Below are 17,732 nucleotides of genomic sequence, written 5' to 3'. Positions count from 1 at the left end.
TCCGCCCCGTCGAAGGAGCCCCATGTCCCGCACCCTCGCCGTTCCGGCGACCGTGGACCTCACCGAGCCCGGCTCCGTCAGTACGACGGACGCCAAGGAACTCTCGGCGGCACTGTTCGAGCGCATGGCGACGCTGGACGAGGGAACAGCGGAGTACGCCTACGCCCGGAACACCCTCGTCGAGCTCAATCTCAGCCTGGTGAAGTTCGCCGCGACCCGGTTCCGCAACCGGGCGGAGCCCATGGAGGACATCATCCAGGTGGGCACGATCGGGCTGATCAAGGCGATCAACCGGTTCGACACCGGCCGCGGCGTGGAATTCGCGTGCTTCGCCCTGCCGACCATCGTGGGCGAGATGAAGCGCTTCTTCCGGGACACCAGCTGGGCCGTCAGAGTGCCGCGCCGGCTCCAGGAGCTGCGGATCGACCTGGCCAAGGCCGTCGATGTGATGGAACAGGACCTGGGGCGCCGGCCGACGACCGCAGAGCTCGCCGAGCGGCTCGACGTCACCGAGGAGGAGATCGTCGAGGGCGAGCGGGCGTCCAACGGCTATGTCGCGCGCTCCCTGGACGTCCCGGCGAACGAGGACGACGGCACGGTGGGAGCGCTGACCCGCAGCCTCGGCTGCGAGGACAGGTCCTACGACATCGTGGACTGCCTGGAGTCCCTGAAACCGCTCATCGCCGCGCTGGACGAGCGGGACCGGCTCGTGCTGTCCCTGCGCTTCGGCGACGAGCTGACACAGTCGGAGATCGGCGACCGGCTCGGCCTCTCGCAGATGCATGTCTCGCGTCTGCTGGCCCGCATCCTCGGCGCGCTGCGCGCAGGGCTGCTGAGTGACGAGCCTCCCGCCGACGGCCCTACCGATCCGGAGTCCCCGCCTGCCGGTCCGGCGACGTGACCTGGACCCAGACGATCTTTCCGCCGTCCGTCGGGGCCCAGCCCCAGCTCTGCGACAGGCGCTCCAGCACGATCAGCCCGTGACCACCGGGCAGGGACACCTCCCTGGGCCGGGGATGCGGCGGCTGTGCGCTGGTGTCGGCGACCTCGATCCGCAGACCGTCGGGGCCGTGGCGCAGCACCAGCTCGGTGGGCCCGCCGGCGTGCAGACAGGCGTTGGTGGCCATTTCGGAGACGAGCAGCAGCACATCCTCGACGACCGCTCCCCGCTCCCCCACCGCCGGCGTCCATCCCCAGTCGTCGAGGGCCTCGGCGGTGAAGTCGCGGCATCGGCTCACCACGCCCTTGGTCCCGAACAGGGCGAGACGACGTGTCTGCCCCTGTCCACGGAGGCTTGCACCCATCAGATCCTCCGCTAGGTCGGCCGCTCGTCCGCCAGAGCCTCGTCCAGGCCGGCGTACACCCGGAACACCGCATGGGCGCCGGTAATATCGAACATGCGTGCCACCGGAGGCCGGAGTGCGGCGAGCTCCAGGCGGCTTCCCGCTTCGCGCGCCGTCAGTCGCGCCCGGAGCAGGACGTTCAGGCCGGTCGAGTCGCAGAACTGGAGATCCCCGCAGTCCACCACGACGCGCTCGGGAGCGGTTTCCAGACACTGCTGAAGGGCCTCACGCAGGGGCTCGGCGGTGTCGTGGTCGAGTTCGCCCGTGAGCAGCACGACCACGGTCGTCCCGGCGGGGCGCACCTCGACGCCGAAGCGTCCGTCCGCCGCGCCCTCCCCCGGTGGCTGCCCGGATACTCCCGAGACCATGGGGCTCTCCCGCCTTTCTGCCGTGAATCCGGCCGCGCACCCGCACCCGTTGCGCGCCGCGTCGAGACCGGCAGAACGCACCCGCCGTCTCTGATGGGACAGCGCTCCCGGTGTTTCCCCGGATGTACGCAACAGTGCCCGGCACGGCTGCCTCAAAACGCGCCGACCATGTACGGGCCCGGGAGCGCACGGCGGACCTGCCTCCTGACGTGCGGTCACACGGCCGGCGCGCTCGGCGGGCCACCGGGCTCCTTCGACCGCAGGTCACCGGCGTTGCCCCGCAGCTCGCCACCCTTGGCCTTCACCGCGGACAGCGGGGTGGCGATGTCCTCCAGGGACTTCTGTTCGGCGGCCACGGCGAAGAACACGGCCACCAGGCCGGCCAGCACCATCAGCGCGGCTCCGATGCAGAAGGCGAGCACGGCGTCGGCGACGACTCCGCTCTCCGTCAGCTCGGCGAAGATCAGCGGGCCGGAGATTCCGCCGGCCGCCGTGCCGATGGCGTAGAAGAACGCGATCGACATGGCCCGCGTCTCCATCGGGAAGATCTCACTCACCGTGAGGTACGCCGAGCTGGCGCCCGCCGACGCGAAGAACAGCACGACGCACCAGCACAGGGTCATCGTCGTGGCGTTGAGCCAACCGGCCCCGAACATCCAGGCCGTGACGAACAGCAGGACGCCGGAGAGGATGTAGGTGCCCGCGATCATGGGACGCCGGCCCCAGGTGTCGAACAGCCGGCCCAGCAGCAGCGGGCCGAGGAAGTTGCCGAAGGCGATGACGGCGAAGAAGTAGCCGGTCGTGCTGCTGGAGACGTCGAAGAACTTCACCAGGATCGAGCCGAATCCGAAGGTGATCGCGTTGTAGAGGAACGCCTGTCCGATGAAGAGCGCGAAGCCGAGGGTCGCCCGCCGGGGATAGTCGCGGAAGACGCTTCTGCCGATCTCGACGAACCCGATGCTGCGCCGCTGTTCGATGGTGATCTCGGTAGCGGGTTCGGGCAGCGGCCGGCCGGTTTCCTCCTCGATCTCGCGCTCGACCTGGTCGACGAGTTTCTCCGCTTCCTCCGACTGCCCGTGGATGAACATCCAGCGCGGGCTCTCCGGCACATGGCGGCGTACGAGCAGGATGACGAGGCCGAGGACGACACCGAGGGCGAACGTCAGCCGCCAGCCGAGGTCCTTGGGGAAGATGTCGGTGTTCAGGGCGACAACCGACAGCAGCGCGCCGCCCATGGCTCCGAGCCAGTAACTGCCGTTGATGATCAGGTCGACGCGCCCGCGGTACTTGCTGGGGATCAGCTCGTCGATGGCGGAGTTGATGGCCGCGTACTCACCGCCGATGCCGAAGCCGGTCAGGAAGCGGAAGAGGAAGAACCACCAGACGGAGAACGAGACGGCGGTCAGCGCGGTGGCCGCGAGGTAGACGGCCAGGGTGATCAGGAACAGCTTCTTGCGGCCGTAGCGGTCGGTGAGCCGGCCGAAGAAGAGGGCGCCCGAACAGGCACCCGCCACATAGAGGGCCGCGGCCGTACCGGTGACCTGGGCGTCGCTGATCGGCAGTCCGCTGCCGTCCTCGGAGAGCCGGCTCGCGATGTTGCCGACGACGGTCACTTCCAGACCGTCGAGGATCCACACGGTGCCGAGGCCGATCACGATCATCCAGTGCCATCGCGACCAGGGCAGCCGGTCCAGTCTCGCGGGGACCTTGGTGGTGATGGTCCCGGTGGTCGCTTCTCCGCCAGAGCTCATGGGCAGTGCCTCCTCGGGGGCGGCCTTCCGTCACCGCCCATGGCGCCGCATGCGGGTACCCGATGGTCAAACCCGGTAAACGGGGCCGTGCACGGGCCGTGGGCCGGGCCCTTGGGGGACGGCCGGGTCAGCGGGCCGCGGCGCGCTCCCGTCGCCGTTCCTTGACCCATTCGCGGGCCGCGGCGATCCTCGGGTACTTCTCGCGCTGCTCCCGCGCGCTGCGGTCGAGCTCCTCCATGAGGCGCTGGGAGCGGAATTCCGGGGCCAGTTCGTCGAGGATGCGGTCGATCTCGGCGAGGAGCGCGCCGTGGAGCTGCCAGTGGCGCGGGTGGCGCTGGACGCCCTGGAGAAGCAGTTGGGCCGCGCGTTCGCGACGGGTGGCGGCCGCCGCCAGGTCCGCGGCGAGCCGGCTCTCCGCCGCTTCGGCGGCCTCGCTCGTCTGTGTGGTGACAAGGACGGCGAAGCTGACGAGTGCGTCGGCGGCATGCCCCAGCAGGTCCTCCAGTTCGCGGCCCACCTCGGGGGGAAAGAGGTTCTCCTCGTCCCGTTCCTTGGCGAGGTCGGTCATGGTCCTGGCGAGGACGCGCAGGACGACCGCGCAGATCTCCAGGGTGTCGAGTCCGGTCCGCAGCACGACGCGGTGCAGCAGCCCCTCCTTGACCCGGGGGTTGAGCCTGAGACTGTCCTCGGCCTGGCGCAGGGCGGCGTCGACGTCGGCGATGTCGTGGTCGAGCCGGCGCGCCTCGTGCAGCCGGGCCGCGGCGGCCGCGACCGGCGTGGGGGTGGTCAGCTCCTCACCGAGGCGCAGCAGCAGCTGACGCATCCGCCGGGCCAGATCCGAGATGGACTCCCCCGCCGTGCCGACCCACACCGGTGGCACGAACAGCACGTTGAAGGCCAGCCCGACGGCGGCGCCGATGACCGTCTCCAGGATGCGGTCCCAGGCGGTGTCTGCCACCTGGGTCACGCCGAGGACGAGCATGGCGCTGATCGCCACCTCGGGAACGAACTCGCTCACCCGGACCACCCGGCCGACGACCAGGGACGCCAGGATGATCAGCCCGAGGCTCCACCAGCTGAGACCGACGAGCACGCTGAAGCCGATGGCGAGGAGCACCCCCGCCACGACCGCGTTCACGCGTCGGACGCCGGTGGTCAGGGTGGAGTACAGGGTCACCTGGACGACGAGAAGGGCCGTCAGCGGTGCGGTGAGCGGGGCCGGTTCGCTGCTCAGCTGGAGAGCGACGACGTAGGCGATGGTGGCGGCGGCGGTCGACCGGACGGTCTGGACGACGACAGGCTCGCGGTACCGGTGGAAGAGTTCGACGACCGGCGTTCGTGCGGATTCGCGCATGTCAGGCACGTGGACCGGGCGCGCTCACCGCTTGGTGCGACGTCGGTGGCTGGTGTCGCACCAGGGGTAGGTCCGACTGCGCCGGCAGGTGCACAGCGCGACGGTGAACCGGTCGGACGTCACCGTGGTGCCGTCGTCGAGGACGACCTCGACCGGACCTTCGACGAGCACCGGGCCGTTCTCGGTCACGGTCACACGGCGCGGCCGCTCGGCCGCCTCGTCGTCCCGCCGGTCCGTCGGGTGCGGCTCGTTCGCGTTCCTCATGTGACTGAGGTGCCCGTTGAGATGGCGCCGTCACGGTGAGCGGCGGGTTTTCGGATGAACCTACAAGCGGCCGATCCTCCGGATGGCCCCGTTTCACCGGCTGCCCGTGGGGGACTCGGAGCGCGCGGAGCACCGGTCTCCCCGATGCGGAGGCACATCTATCCCCGATACGGCCCCAACAGTACGGAGTGCCTGATGAGCGCGGACAAAGGACTGCGGGTGGTGGTCACCGGAGCCACCGGGAACGTCGGCACCAGTGTGGTGAGGGCCCTCGGCGCCGATCCACAGATCGCCTCCGTCCTCGGACTGGCGCGCCGGATCCCCGGCATGACCGCGCCCCGGACCACCTGGGCGTCCGTCGATCTGTCCGAGGCGTCGGCACCGGACGCGCTGCGCCGCCACTTCGCCGACGCCGACGCGGTCGTCCATCTCGCCTGGCGCTTCCAGCCGACACACGACCCGGTGGTCACCTGGCAGAGCAACGTCCTCGGCTCGATCGCCGTGTACGACGCCGTCGTGGCCGCGGGCGTGCCCGCCCTGGTCCACGCCTCGTCGGTGGGGGCGTACTCCCCCGGTCCGAAGACCGCCCCGGGAGTCGACGAGTCCTGGCCCACGCACGGGTGGCCGGACGCCGCGTACTGCCGGGAGAAGGCCTACCTCGAGCGGGTGCTGGACAGCTACGAGCGGCAGCACCCGCAGATCCGGGTCGTCAGGATGCGGCCCGGGTTCCTCTTCAAAGAGACAGCGGCGAGCGAGCAGCGCCGCATCTTCGGCGGCCGCCATCTGCCGGGGCCACTGATCCGGCCGGACCTGCTGCCGTTCGTACCGGACCTGGAGGGACTGCGGTTCCAGGTGATGCACACCGACGACGCCGCCGAGGCCTGCCGGCTGGCGCTGCTGAACGACGTGCGCGGCGCGTTCAATCTCGCCGCCGCTCCGCCCGTCGACGCCCAGGTACTGGCCGAACTGCTGGACGCCCGGATCGTACGGCTGCCCCGCCGGGCGGTACGCGCGGCGCTGGCGGCGGCCTGGGGGCTGCATGCCGTGCCGGCGTCGCCGCATCTGTTCGACGCGGTGCTGCGACTGCCGCTGCTGGACTCGACCCGCGCGCGGGAGGAGCTGGGGTGGCGCCCGGAGTGGTCCGCGACCGAGGCGATCGAAGAGTTCCTGCGCGGCGTGCGGAAGGGGTCCGGCGAGGCGACCGAACCGCTTCAGGGGCACAAGGCGGCCTGAGCCGCGGGCGGGCGGCGACCCAGCCGCCTTCCAGCCGCCGCTCTGCCGCGCCTTCAGGCCGCCGGGCTCTGCCGCGAGCCTGCGGCACCGGGTCACCGGGTCACCGGGCCGAGAGCCCGCTCAGCTGCTCCGGCGCCGCTCGATGTCCGCGATGGGGCTGCTGCCCAGCTGCTCCAGCAGGTCCGCGGCGTTCCGGTACACGGCCCGCGCACCGGCCGTCTCCAGATCCGCCCGTGAGATGCCACCGCTGAGCAGCCCCACTCCGACGACGTTCGCCGCAGTGGCCGCCTTCATGTCCCACACGGCGTCGCCGATGAACACGGCACGGTCCGCGGACACCCCCGCGAGCTCCAGGGCCTGATGTACCGGCTCGGGCGCGGGCTTGCCCTCTTCGACGTCATCGGCACTCGTCGTCGCGGTGATGGCGTCGTCGGCGTCGATCGCATGCCGCAGCGCGGCGAGTTCGCCGCCCGACGCCGAGGTGGCGAGCACCACCTTCCACCCGGACTCGGCGAGTTCCCGCAGCAGGTCGGGCGCCCGCTCAAGCGGCGCGATGCGATCGAAGAAGGTCGCGTAGAGCACCTTGTGCGCGGTGATGACGGTGTCGTCCCCGTCGGTGTCCCGGTCGTCCCCGAGCAGCCGGGCGACCAGGTGGTGGCTCGGCAGCCCGAGAGCCTGATGGATGTCCCACATCTCCACCCGGTGGCCGGACTGCCTGAACGCCTCCCACCAGGCCGTCACATGGAGGTGGTTGGTGTCGGCAAGGGTGCCGTCGACGTCGAAGACCGCCGCGCGATCCATGGCCTGCTCCTTCATTCCGCTCGGGGGTTTGCTCGGCAGGTCTACTGCTCGGGTACGTCGAGCGGGTGGGCGATCAGCGCGTAGGCGGTCCGGTACAGATTGGCCGCCATCGTCCGTCCGGTCCGGTGGGCCCACTCGTGCCCGCGTTCGTCGTCGAGATAGTCGGGTCCCGGTCCCGGGCCGAGATGCCAGTACGTCCAGGACTGACCCGGGATCGTGTAGCCGATGTCGCCGAGGGCGCCCGTGATCTCGCTGATGACATGGTGCGCGCCGTCCTCGTTGCCCGTGACCACCACGCCCGCGACGCGGTTGTAGGCGACCGGCCGCCCCTCATGGTCCTGCTCGGACATCAGCGCGCTCATCCGCTCCAGGACGCGCTGCGCCACGGACGAGGGCCTGCCGACCCAGGTCGGCGACGCCACGATCAGGATCTGTGCGCCGAGCAGCTTCCGGTGCACCGCGGGCCACTCGTCCCCGTCCCCGGCGTCCGAGACGACCCCAGGCCTGATGTCCAGGTCGACCGCACGCACGTACTCGACGTCGCAGCCCAGCTCGATGAGGCGGTGGCCGACGACCTCCGCGAGAGCGTGCGTGTTGGAGGGGTCGGGCGACCGCTTGAGGGTGCAGTTGACGACGAGTGCCTTCATGCAGCCTTCCTTCCCCGCACGCGGGCGTCCGGACGGGTGAATCGGTTCCGGGGCGGCCGGTGCCGGGGCTTTCGGAACCTGAGCGGCGGGTGGCCGTCACGACCTGGGCAGCAGAGGGCCGAGCGGGCCGAGGTCGATGTTCAGGTCACTGGGCTTGAGCCCGAACTCGTCCCGCAGCACGCCCATCCGGTCCTCCAGGAGCATCAGCGTCAGGCCGATCCGCTCCTCCTGCTCCTCGCTCAGGTCCCCCTGGTCGACCCGGCGCAGCGCCTGGCGCTCCATGAGCTGGCGCAGCAGTTCCACCACGGTCAGGACGAGTTTTGCCAGGTCGCGTTCGACAGTGTCGGCGTCGAGATCGAGTTTCCGCGATTCTTGGCTCATGGTGCTCCCTCCCAGGGCGACCGCACCTGCTCGGTGACCGAACTGATGAGGGCCTTGAGATCGATGCGGACGAGGTCGACGTCCGCGATCCTCAGCGTGATGTCGCCGCTGATCACGACACCGCCGGCGAGCAGCCTGTCCAGCAGGTCGACCAGGGCGACCTGACGCTGCGCGAGGGGCGACCCGTCACCGGCGGTCACTGCTCGTCCTCCTCGCCGGCAAAGGAGTACGGCACCCAGGGACCCGTCAGCTCCGCGCTCAGCCCCGGCTCCTCGGGCTGGAGACGGTTCACCGTCTCGACGAAGGCGGCACTCTCCTCACGCGGTACGAGATAGGCGGCGTTGAGCACGTTGTGGCCCGCCGCCTGGGAGAGCTGGGCCTGCTGCGGCCGGTGCAGCCGTACCGCCTCCGCATGGCGGGCCAGCTCCTCGTGCAGCCGGCGCGACACCACGTCCGCCGACTCCCAGGACCGCTCGCTCGTCCGGCGCTCCTCCAGCCGCCGGCGCAGATAGTCGCGGCCGGTCGCCGGGGCCGGCCCGGCCGAGTCCGGCGACTGCGCGGGCGTCTCGGCGTAGACCTTGACGCCCCACTCCACCCGGCCGTCGAGCCGCTCGAGGGTGCGCAGGAACCGGGCGTGCCCGGAGTCCAGCAGACGCCGCACCCCGTCGTCGTCCCGGCACACGGTCGCGAGACGGAGCGGCAACGGGCTGGTGACCGAGGCGAGGGCCGCGACCACGGACTCATGGGCCCGGGCGGTGTCGCTCAGCCAGTCGAGGTTCTCCAGGTGCGCCTTGAGCGGAGCCTCGTCGAAGTCGTCGGGCGACACCGCCGACACCACGGCGACGAGGTCGCCGTGGCCGAGCGCGTACACCGGAGCCCCGGCCACCCCCAGGAGGTCCTTGGGGAGCGCGGCCTGGAAGGGCCGGGACACGGCGTACACATAGCGCAGTTCGTTCATGCGGATTCCCTACGCTCCTTCTTCGTCTCCGCGCTGTCCACCGCCGGCTGCGCCGCCTCTTCCAGTTCGGCGATACGGCGCTGGAGGCGCTCGTTCTCGGCGGCCAGTTCGTTGCGGCGGGCACCGGTGGACAGTCCGGGATCGTCCTCCCACCAGTTGATGCCCATCTCCTTCGCCTTGTCGACGGAGGCGACGATCAGCCGCAACTTGATGGTGAGCAGCTCGATGTCGAGCAGATTGATACGGATGTCACCGGCGATGACGATCCCCTTGTCGAGCACGCGCTCGAGGATGTCGGCGAGGTTCGCGCCTCCGCCGGAGCCGTAGGGATCGGGGAGCCTGCTTGCAGTGGTCATCGGCGTCCACGGCCTCCGGACCCGGCCGGTTCACGCACCGCGTCCTCTTCGACGTCTTCCTCTTCTTCCTCGGGGAGCTCGTCCTCCTCGGCCGGCTCCTCCTCGTCCACGGGCTCCTCGGCCTCGTCCTCGTCCTCGTAGACGTACTCCTCTTCCGGCTCCTCTTCTTCCTCCTCCTCCGGAAGGTCCTCGTCCGCGTACTCCTCCTCGGGCTCCTCGCCCTCGGCCTCGTCGCGCTGGTCCTGCTCTTCCTGCTCCTGCTCCTGCTCCTCGGCGACGGCGTCGTCATGGGTGACGACGACCTCGCCGTCCCGGATCTCACCGCGCCAGCCGTCCTCGGCCTCGCCGCGCATCGATATGTGGCGGGCAAAGTTCTTGAGGTCGAGCCGGGCCCGGCGGCCCTGGGCGCGCCAGATGTTGCCGGTCTTCTCGAAGAGACCCTTGGGGTAGTACTCCATGACCAGCAGCACCCGGGTCAGGTTCTCGCCCAGCGAGTGGAAGGTGACGACGCCCTTGGTGCTGCCCTTGGCGCCCTCGGACGTCCACTGGATGCGGCTGTCCGGCACCTGTTCGGTCGTCCGGGCCTTCCAGCTGCGGCTGGACCAGAACACCTTCAGCTGCCAGTCGGACGAGGTGTCGTCGGCCACCGTCGCGCTCTTGACGCCCTTGGCGAAGGTGGAGAAGTCCTGGTAGCGGGTCCACTGGTCGTACGCGTCACGGACCGACACGCCGACGTCGATGGACTCGATGATGACGATCGGCTTGTTGCCGCCGCCGCTCTTGGACTTGCCCTTGCCGCCGAGGTTCTTGAACACGCCAGTGACCTTGTCCTTGAGATGGGAGGCGCCGAGCTCGACCGCGCTGCGGACCGGGCCCTTGCCCTCCATCGCCTTGCGGCCGCCCTCCAGCGCAAGCTTGGCGAAGCCGGGGCTTCTGCCTTCCGCGATGTCGTTGAGCTTGTTGGTGCTCTGGCCGAGCTTTCGGCCGGCGGACATCAGCGCCTGCTGCGCCTGCGCCGCCAGGAAACTCTGCAGTTCTTCCTTCACCCGCTGGATGGCGGGGTTGTCCCCGCTCAGCGGCGACGTCTTCTCAGCCACGGTCCCGGCCTCCCTTCGAGGCGGCCCTCTTCGCGGCGGTCGTCTTGGACGCCGTCTTCTTCGTGGCGCGCCGCGCGGGCGCGGCCGTCTTCTTGGCCGTCGTCCGTCGTGCGGCGGTCTTCTTCTGCGGGGCCGCCTTCTTCTGCGGCTCGCGGCGCTCGCGGTGCTCTTCCTCGTCGCCACCGTCCTCGCCATCGGCGCTGTCCCGCGCCTCTGCGTCCTCTGTGTCCTCTGCGTGTCCCTCGTCCTCGTCCCGGGATCCGGGGACGACGCCCTGGAGCCGGTCCTGCACACCCAGCGTGCGGCCGTGCAGCCGGTCGGCGAACCCTTCGAGCTGCCGGTTGACGAGCGCGCCGGTCGCGGCCTTGCCCACGCCGCCGAGGTCCTGCCGCAGCTGATCGCCCAACTCCTTGAACTGCGGGTTGTTCTGCAGCTGCTGGGTGACGAACTCCCCGATGGCCTTCGGGCTCAGCTGGAGTCGCTTGCCTGCCACCAGCGTGCCGACGGCAAACGCCAGCTTCGCCTTCTTCGTACGCCCGAGCACGTACCCCGCCCCCACAGCGAGGCCAAGAACCAGCCTGTTGTTCATCATCCCTGCTCTCTGTTCTGCATCGCCTCGAGCCGGTCGAGGAGCTCGTCCTCCCGGCGGTCGAATTCGGCTTCGTCGATCTCGCCCGCGTCCAGTTGGTCCGACAGCCGGGCGAGTTCGCTCTGAATGGCCGAAGGGTCGTAGTACTGCCGCTCGGCCTCGTCCACCACCTGCTGCAGCACCCAGAAGGTGCCGCGCACCGGGGCGGCGGGCAGAAGCAGCAGTTCGGAGATGAGGCCCATGGCTCACTCCACGAAGCTGTAGGGAGGAAGCGGTCCGGTGACCGTCAGCACGAGGTGCGGCTGCTCCACACGGAGCGCGTCGACCGCGTTCACGAAGTCGGCGCTGCGCTCGCGGTTCACCAGGAAGGAGAGGTTCGCGAGCCAGCCGACGCTCTGCGGCCCGGCGCTCGCCTCCTCACAGACGCCTTCCAGCGTCGCCCGCACCAGATCGCCGTCACGGGCCTCGCGCTGCTGGACGGCCGCCGCGATGCGCTCGCCGAGCTGGATCTTCTGCTCGTGGGTGCCACCGCCCGCGGTCCGGTTCGCCTCGGCCAGGGAGCGCAGCTCGGGGTCGTCGGCGAGTACCCGGTGCAGCACCGACTCCTCGTCGTGCGAGGCCTTCACGTTGTACTCGACCTTGCCGTCCAGAGCGCCCAGGCGCTCCAGATAGTGCTCCTCGCGCTCGGCGAGGACGGCGGCGAGCGTCTCGTCGTCGGGTGACACTCCGCCGAACCGCAGCGGAAGGACGGAGCCGGACTCGCCGGCCTGACGCAGGACGTTCTGGTGCGCCAGCAGGTCGCGCCGCTTGGGCCTCAGGTTGTCGGGGGCGTCGCTGACCAGAGCGGCGAGCTGCCCCTGGCGGATGACGCGTACGGGCCGCGGCGGGTCACCGATACCGTCCGCCTTGTCCGGGAGGCTCGGGTGCGAGCTCCTGGCTATGCCGTAGACATAGGTACTCACTCCGTCTCCTCCTCCTTCTTGCGTGCCGCCGGGCGGCGGGTACGGGAACTGCGCGGCTTGGACTCGGTCTGGCTCTCGTCACGCGCCTGCTGGAAGGAGTCCGAGATCGTCTGCGCGGCACCCGAGAGCGCGCCCTTGGTCTTGCCGCGGGCACCCGACTCGGTCATCTCGCCGACCAGCTCGGGCAGACCCGGGTCCTTGTGCGGTCCGGACTCCAGGTCGAGGCGGTTGCACGCCTCGGCGAAGCGCAGATACGTGTCCACGCTGGCCACGACGACACGTATGTCGATCTTCAGGATCTCGATACCGACGAGGGAGACCCTCACGAAGGCGTCGATGACGAGTCCCCGGTCGAGAATGAGTTCCAGGACGTCGTAGAGGCCGCTCGAGCCACCACCACGTCCTTGCTGCTGCTGCTGTGCCGGCACAACGGTCATTGCCGTCAGCCCTCCTCAATGAAGTGATGCACGGCGGCCGCCTACTTGGGGTCGGCCCTGCCGCGCTCGTATCGGCGTATGCGCCGGTATCCGCTCAGCTCGCCCTGTTCGTCGAGCGTCACCTGGTAGGTGGCCAGAAGGCTGGTCGTGGTGGGGACGCGCTCCATCTCGAGCACCTCCACCTCCAGCGACCAGCCGTCCTCCGTCCGCTCGAACGACGAGACCGATTCGGCTTCCCGGCCGGTGAGCTCCGTCAGCTGTGCGCATGCCTGACGCAGCACATCCATCGGACCCGGCCTGGAAGCCTCGCTCCGGCTCTTGTTGTCTGTGTTCTCTGCTGAATTCGCCATGGCTCCTCCCGACTGCGTGTTGCACGTCTGCGCCCGTCCAAACCCTGGACAGGCACCGGTCGCGTTCTTTCGGCATGCCGTCACCGCTGGTGCGGGCGAGAGTGGAGGCAACGACGGCCGCACAGGAAGGAGCCGTGATGGATCCGGTCGAGGCGCTGGACAGAGTGGCTTTTCTGCTGGAGCGCTCGCTCGCGGAGACCTACCGGGTCCGTGCCTTCCGCAACGCGGCGGCGGCCCTCGCGGCGATGCCGCGGAAAGAGATCGCCGAACGGGCCGACGCGGGGACTCTGGAAGCGGTCAAGGGCATCGGCCCGAAGACCGCGAAGGTCGTCCGGGAGGCCCTCGCCGGTGGGGTGCCGACCTATCTGGAGCGCCTGGAGGAGGAGGCGTCCGCACCCCTCGCGGACGGCGGCGGGGAGCTGCGGGCCCTGCTGCGCGGAGACTGCCATGTGCACTCGGACTGGTCGGACGGCGGCAGCTCCATCGAGGAGATGGGCCGGGCGGCGATCGCCCTGGGGCACGAGTGGGTGGTGCTCACCGATCACTCGCCCCGGCTGACGGTGGCGCGGGGGCTGTCCGCCGAGCGGCTGCGCGAGCAGTTGGACGTGGTGGCCGAGCTGAACCGGCAGTGGGCGCCCTTCCGGCTCCTCACCGGCATCGAGTGCGACATCCTGCTGGACGGCTCGCTCGACCAGGAGGACGAGTTGCTGGACCGGCTCGATCTCGTGGTGGCCTCCGTCCACTCCGAACTGCGGATGGAGCCCGCGAAGATGACCCCGCGCATGATCAGGGCGGTGCAGAACCCGCTGGTCGACGTCCTCGGCCACTGCACGGGCCGGCTGGTCACCGGCCGGGGCAGGCCGGAGTCCCGGTTCGACGAGGCCGCGGTCTTCGAGGCCTGCGCCGCGCACGATACGGCCGTGGAGATCAACAGCAGGCCGGAGAGGCTCGATCCGCCGATGCGTCTGCTGCGGACCGCCGTCGAGGCGGGTGTGCGGTTCGCCATCGACACGGACGCGCACGCGCCGGGCCAGCTGGACTGGCAGATCCTCGGCTGCGACCGGGCCGAGCGTGCGGGCGTTCCGGCGGAGCGAGTCATCAACACCCTGAGCGCGGCCGACCTGCTCGACACGGTGGCTCAGGCCCCGGGACACAAGGACTGAAGTCCCGTTTTCACGGTCGTTGCCCGGGCACCCGTTCCCTTCGTACGCACCCCGTACAGATCGAGGAGAGGAACGACATGTCTGTGGTGAAGAGCACGCTCACCGACGAGGCCCGGCAGGTGACCGGAGACGCGCTTCAGGGGACCCTGGTGGACCTGCTCGATCTCTCGCTGCTCGCGAAGCAGGCGCACTGGAACATCGTGGGCCCCCGATTCCGCAGCATCCACCTGCAACTCGACGAGGTCGTGGACACGGCTCGGCAGTACGCCGACACCGTGGCCGAGCGGGCCGCGTCGCTCGGCGTCACCCCCGACGGGCGGGTCGAGACGGTGGCCAAGACCAGCGCTCTGCCGCATGTGGAGGAAGGGTGGCTGAAGGACACCGACGTGGTCGAGCTGCTCGTCGAGGCGCTCAACACGGCGATCCTGCGGTTGCGTGAACGGATCACGGTGACCGAGGAGTCGGACCTGGTGACCCAGGATCTGCTGATCGGGCTGACCGCCGTGCTGGAGCAGCAGAGTTGGATGTTCCAGGCCGAGAACTGGCCGAGGAAGAAGTGACCGTGCGGTGTACGAGCCGTGTGTCCGCGACGACCGCGGGTACGCGAGGCGCATGACAGTCCACAAGACAAGCGTGCTCGTACTGGACTGCGCCGAACCGATGGAACTGGCGGAGTTCTACGCCGGCCTGTTCGGCGCAGAGGTTCACGTCGGGACCGATCCCGACTTCGTGGAGATCGTCGGTCAGGACGGTGTCCACATGGCCATCCACCGTGACTTCGGCTACGCACCCCCGAGCTGGCCGCGGCCCGAGGACTCCCAACAGGCCCATCTGCGCATCCTCGTGGAGCGCGGCGACATGGACGAGGCGGAGCGTGAAGCCGTGAGTCTGGGGGCGAGGCCGGTGGACACGAAGGACAACAGCGGTCCGCGCGATGTCCGTATCTACTCCGACCCTGCCGGTCATTCGTTCTCGCTGGCCGTCTCGCCGCAGCCGCGCCGCAGTACGCGGCAGGCGCGCAAGGACGAGCTGACGGCGATCGTCGAGGCCGAGCGGGGCACCGCCACCTGACCGACGACCGGCCTGGGACGAGGAGGACGAGGTGGGCCGGCGGCGTCCGGTCCACCGCCCCGACGTCCCGCGCGGCGGGCCGACCGTGTGACGGTCGGCCCGTTGCCGTTGCCCGCGCCGCACACTCCGCCCCTGTGCGACCACCCGTCTGTGACGCCGCGCCCGGCGGCCGCGCGGGGCCGAACGGATCGGGGCGGCCGGCGCCCCGGCGACGCTCGCCCACCTCCCCGACCTGCGGCTCAGGAAGGCTGTTCGCGGTCCGTACCACGGTCCTTCACACCCCTGACACCACCGCGTCCCTTCCCTTCCCTTCGCTCCTCTTGGACACTCCGCCAGACCCTTCCCCCTACTCCAAGAGGGCCCATCTTCATGCCTGAACTCAATCGGCGCCGTTTTCTCCAGATCGCCGGCGCGACCGCGGGCTTCTCGGCACTGTCGAGCAGCATCGACCGCGCGGCGGCCATTCCGGCCGGGCGCCGCTCCGGCACCATCAAGGACGTCGAGCACATCGTCGTCCTGATGCAGGAGAACCGTTCCTTCGATCACTACTTCGGCGCGCTGAAGGGAGTGCGGGGATTCGGCGACCCCCGTCCGGTGACCACCGGCCCGGGCAAGTCGGTGTGGCACCAGTCGGACGGTACGAAGGACGTGCTCCCCTACCACCCCGACGCCGAGGACCTCGGCATGCAGTTCATCGCGGGGCTCAACCACGACTGGGCGGGCGGCCACAAGGCCTGGAACAACGGCAGGTACGACCAATGGATCCCCGCCAAGTCCGCGGGAACGATGGCCTATCTGACCCGCCAGGACATCCCGTTCCACTACGCGCTGGCCGACGCCTTCACCGTGTGCGACGCCTACCACTGCTCGTTCATCGGAGCGACCGACCCCAACCGCTACTACATGTGGTCGGGTCACACGGGCAACGACGGCAAGGGCGGCGGCCCGGTCCTCGGCAACGACGAACTCGGCTACGACTGGACGACGTACCCCGAGCGTCTCGAACGGGCCGGTGTCTCCTGGAAGATCTACCAGGACATCGGCGACGGCCTCGACGCCGGCGGCTCCTGGGGCTGGATCGAGGACGCGTACCGCGGGAACTACGGCGACAACTCCCTGCTGTACTTCAACAAGTACCGCAACGCCAAGCCCGGCGACCCGCTCTTCGACAAGGCCCGCACCGGTACGGACGTCAAGAACGGCGACGGCTACTTCGACCGCCTCAAGGCCGACGTCAAGGCCGGGAAGCTGCCGCAGATCTCCTGGATCGCCGCTCCCGAGGCCTTCACCGAGCACCCGAACTGGCCCGCGAACTACGGCGCCTGGTACATCGCGCAGATCCTGGACGCGCTCACCTCCAACCCGGAGGTGTGGAGCAGGACCGCCCTGTTCATCACGTACGACGAGAACGACGGGTACTTCGACCATGTGGCCCCGCCCTATCCGCCGGCCTCCGCCGCTCAGGGGCTGTCGACGGTGGACACGGCACTCGACCGGTTCGCCGGCAACGGCAGCTACGCCGCCGGTCCCTACGGCCTCGGCCAGCGCGTTCCGATGCTCGTCGTGTCCCCGTGGAGCACGGGCGGGTTCGTCTGTTCGGAGACGTTCGACCACACCTCGATCCTCCGTTTCATGGAGGCGCGCTTCGGCGTCGCCGAGCCGAACATCTCGCCGTGGCGGCGCGCGGTCTGCGGCGACCTCACCTCGGCCTTCGACTTCGGCCTGCGCAACACCGATCCCGCCGGGCTCCCGGACACCGACGCCTACGAACCGCCGGACAACGACCGGCACCCGGACTATGTGCCGAAGCCGCCCGCCACGGCCGTGCTGCCCCGGCAGGAGAAGGGGTCGAGGCCGGCGCGTCCGCTGCCGTACGCACCGCTGGTCGACGGCGCCTCGACGCCGTCCACCGGGCGTTTCACGCTGACCTTCAGCGGTGGAGCGGCAGCGGGTGCCTTCTTCCTGGTGGCCGCCGGCAACCGGACCGACGGGCCGTGGACGTACACCACGGCCGCGGGCCAGAAGGTCTCCGACACCTGGAACACCGCGTACTCCCAGGGCGCGTACGACCTCACCGTGTACGGCCCCAACGGCTTCGTGCGCGGCTTCAGGGGCCCGGGCACGACGGCCGGCCCCGAGGTGACGGCCCGCCATGTGGCGGGTACCGGCTCCGTCGAGCTCACCCTGACGAACGCGGGCAGCACCACCCGCCGGCTGACGGTCACGAACGCCTACGGCGGCAAGAAGCAGACGTTCACCGTGGGGCCCGGCGGACGCGTCGTGCACGTCGTGGACCTCCAGGCCGGTAAGCGCTGGTACGACCTGAGCGTGGTGTCCGACAAGGACGCGGGCTTCCTGCGGCGCTTCGCCGGTCATGTCGAGAACGGCCGCCCCGGCGTCAGCGACCCGGCGATCCTCACCGCCTGAGCCGCTGTCACGGGCCCCTGTGCATCGAGCCCTTCGCTTCGGGGGCCGCACTTCACCGGGCCGGGGCCGTTCGCCGTTACGGCGGACGGCCCCTACACGGCGCCCGGCAGGCGGCTCCTGGCGTGCCGACGCACCTTTTGCACCACCTTCATGATTTCTTCGGTTCATCGGACCACCCGA

Annotated in this window: 23 protein-coding genes; 6 read left to right on the top strand and 17 right to left on the bottom strand. The window is 70.0% G+C overall.

Annotation, left to right across the window (positions count from 1 at the left end):
• Window positions 1-22: 22 nt before the first annotated feature.
• Window positions 23-901: a SigB/SigF/SigG family RNA polymerase sigma factor gene (locus RPQ07_RS33225; RefSeq protein ID WP_313947939.1), complete on the top strand. Its 879-nt coding sequence runs from the start codon at window positions 23-25 to the stop codon at window positions 899-901.
• On the opposite strand, the gene RPQ07_RS33220 is transcribed toward RPQ07_RS33225, so the two are convergent.
• The 5 genes from RPQ07_RS33220 to RPQ07_RS33200 all read right to left on the bottom strand — a co-directional run bounded on the left by RPQ07_RS33220 (window position 861) and on the right by RPQ07_RS33200 (window position 5,080).
• A complete protein-coding gene (locus RPQ07_RS33220; RefSeq protein WP_313947938.1) occupies window positions 861-1,304 on the bottom strand; it encodes an ATP-binding protein in 444 nt (147 codons plus the stop codon). The two genes, RPQ07_RS33225 and RPQ07_RS33220, sit on opposite strands and share 41 nt — an antisense overlap.
• An 11-nt stretch (window positions 1,305-1,315) precedes the next feature.
• Window positions 1,316-1,711 (bottom strand): STAS domain-containing protein, encoded by a 396-nt coding sequence (locus RPQ07_RS33215; RefSeq protein WP_313947937.1) that lies wholly within the window; start codon window positions 1,709-1,711, stop codon window positions 1,316-1,318.
• A gap of 215 nt (window positions 1,712-1,926) precedes the next feature.
• Entirely contained in the window at window positions 1,927-3,462 is a 1,536-nt protein-coding gene (locus RPQ07_RS33210; RefSeq protein WP_313947936.1) for an MFS transporter, read from the bottom strand.
• A gap of 127 nt (window positions 3,463-3,589) precedes the next feature.
• The gene (locus RPQ07_RS33205) at window positions 3,590-4,816 is read right to left on the bottom strand and encodes an FUSC family protein (RefSeq protein ID WP_313947935.1); all 1,227 of its coding nucleotides are present in this window, start codon (window positions 4,814-4,816) and stop codon (window positions 3,590-3,592) included.
• Window positions 4,817-4,840: 24 nt separating this feature from the next.
• On the bottom strand, window positions 4,841-5,080 hold the full coding sequence (locus RPQ07_RS33200) for a CDGSH iron-sulfur domain-containing protein (protein ID WP_313947934.1): 240 nt from the start codon (window positions 5,078-5,080) through the stop codon (window positions 4,841-4,843).
• A 195-nt stretch (window positions 5,081-5,275) separates the two neighbouring features.
• Between RPQ07_RS33200 and RPQ07_RS33195 the strand changes: the two genes are divergently transcribed.
• Entirely contained in the window at window positions 5,276-6,313 is a 1,038-nt protein-coding gene (locus tag RPQ07_RS33195; RefSeq protein WP_313947933.1) for an NAD-dependent epimerase/dehydratase family protein, read from the top strand.
• 120 nt (window positions 6,314-6,433) lie between these two features.
• Here the strand turns inward: RPQ07_RS33195 and RPQ07_RS33190 are convergent, their stop codons facing one another.
• The 12 genes from RPQ07_RS33190 to RPQ07_RS33135 form a co-directional block, all read right to left on the bottom strand.
• Entirely contained in the window at window positions 6,434-7,114 is a 681-nt protein-coding gene (locus RPQ07_RS33190) for an HAD family hydrolase (protein WP_313947932.1), read from the bottom strand.
• 41 nt (window positions 7,115-7,155) lie between these two features.
• Window positions 7,156-7,761, bottom strand: a complete 606-nt coding sequence (locus RPQ07_RS33185; protein WP_313947931.1) for a flavodoxin family protein — start codon at window positions 7,759-7,761, stop codon at window positions 7,156-7,158.
• A gap of 96 nt (window positions 7,762-7,857) precedes the next feature.
• Complete coding sequence (locus RPQ07_RS33180; RefSeq protein WP_313947930.1) at window positions 7,858-8,142, bottom strand: gas vesicle protein K; 285 nt, start codon at window positions 8,140-8,142, stop codon at window positions 7,858-7,860.
• Window positions 8,139-8,342, bottom strand: a complete 204-nt coding sequence (locus RPQ07_RS33175) for a gas vesicle protein (RefSeq protein ID WP_313947929.1) — start codon at window positions 8,340-8,342, stop codon at window positions 8,139-8,141. Before RPQ07_RS33175 ends, RPQ07_RS33180 begins: the two co-directional genes overlap by 4 nt.
• Window positions 8,339-9,100 (bottom strand): GvpL/GvpF family gas vesicle protein, encoded by a 762-nt coding sequence (locus RPQ07_RS33170; RefSeq protein ID WP_313947928.1) that lies wholly within the window; start codon window positions 9,098-9,100, stop codon window positions 8,339-8,341. Before RPQ07_RS33170 ends, RPQ07_RS33175 begins: the two co-directional genes overlap by 4 nt.
• Entirely contained in the window at window positions 9,097-9,456 is a 360-nt protein-coding gene (locus RPQ07_RS33165; protein ID WP_313947927.1) for a gas vesicle protein, read from the bottom strand. Before RPQ07_RS33165 ends, RPQ07_RS33170 begins: the two co-directional genes overlap by 4 nt.
• A complete protein-coding gene (locus RPQ07_RS33160) occupies window positions 9,453-10,553 on the bottom strand; it encodes an SRPBCC family protein (protein WP_313947926.1) in 1,101 nt (366 codons plus the stop codon). Before RPQ07_RS33160 ends, RPQ07_RS33165 begins: the two co-directional genes overlap by 4 nt.
• Entirely contained in the window at window positions 10,546-11,142 is a 597-nt protein-coding gene (locus RPQ07_RS33155) for a DNA primase (RefSeq protein WP_313947925.1), read from the bottom strand. Before RPQ07_RS33155 ends, RPQ07_RS33160 begins: the two co-directional genes overlap by 8 nt.
• A complete protein-coding gene (locus RPQ07_RS33150) occupies window positions 11,142-11,384 on the bottom strand; it encodes a gas vesicle protein GvpG (RefSeq protein WP_313947924.1) in 243 nt (80 codons plus the stop codon). Before RPQ07_RS33150 ends, RPQ07_RS33155 begins: the two co-directional genes overlap by 1 nt.
• A gap of 3 nt (window positions 11,385-11,387) precedes the next feature.
• Window positions 11,388-12,104, bottom strand: a complete 717-nt coding sequence (locus RPQ07_RS33145; RefSeq protein WP_313947923.1) for a GvpL/GvpF family gas vesicle protein — start codon at window positions 12,102-12,104, stop codon at window positions 11,388-11,390.
• Window positions 12,101-12,541 (bottom strand): gas vesicle structural protein GvpA, encoded by a 441-nt coding sequence (locus RPQ07_RS33140; protein ID WP_313947922.1) that lies wholly within the window; start codon window positions 12,539-12,541, stop codon window positions 12,101-12,103. The genes RPQ07_RS33145 and RPQ07_RS33140 overlap by 4 nt, the downstream gene beginning before the upstream one ends.
• Before the next feature lie 41 nt (window positions 12,542-12,582).
• The gene (locus tag RPQ07_RS33135; RefSeq protein WP_313947921.1) at window positions 12,583-12,891 is read right to left on the bottom strand and encodes a gas vesicle protein; all 309 of its coding nucleotides are present in this window, start codon (window positions 12,889-12,891) and stop codon (window positions 12,583-12,585) included.
• A 137-nt stretch (window positions 12,892-13,028) separates the two neighbouring features.
• On the opposite strand from RPQ07_RS33135, the gene RPQ07_RS33130 reads away from it, so the two are divergent.
• The 4 genes from RPQ07_RS33130 (at window position 13,029) to RPQ07_RS33115 (ending at window position 17,552) form a co-directional block, all read left to right on the top strand.
• A complete protein-coding gene (locus RPQ07_RS33130) occupies window positions 13,029-14,054 on the top strand; it encodes a PHP domain-containing protein (RefSeq protein WP_313947920.1) in 1,026 nt (341 codons plus the stop codon).
• Window positions 14,055-14,131: 77 nt separating this feature from the next.
• Window positions 14,132-14,614 (top strand): DNA starvation/stationary phase protection protein, encoded by a 483-nt coding sequence (locus RPQ07_RS33125; protein WP_313947919.1) that lies wholly within the window; start codon window positions 14,132-14,134, stop codon window positions 14,612-14,614.
• Window positions 14,615-14,666: 52 nt separating this feature from the next.
• A complete protein-coding gene (locus tag RPQ07_RS33120; protein ID WP_313947918.1) occupies window positions 14,667-15,125 on the top strand; it encodes a VOC family protein in 459 nt (152 codons plus the stop codon).
• Between the two features lie 369 nt (window positions 15,126-15,494).
• Window positions 15,495-17,552, top strand: a complete 2,058-nt coding sequence (locus tag RPQ07_RS33115; RefSeq protein ID WP_313947917.1) for a phosphocholine-specific phospholipase C — start codon at window positions 15,495-15,497, stop codon at window positions 17,550-17,552.
• Window positions 17,553-17,732 lie beyond the last annotated feature (180 nt).

It is taken from the genome of Streptomyces sp. AM8-1-1 (genome assembly GCF_032229325.1).
Taxonomy (GTDB): domain Bacteria; phylum Actinomycetota; class Actinomycetes; order Streptomycetales; family Streptomycetaceae; genus Streptomyces; species Streptomyces achmelvichensis.
The sequence above is the reverse complement of the archived record's forward strand: the minus strand, read 5'-3'. Positions and strand labels throughout refer to the sequence as shown.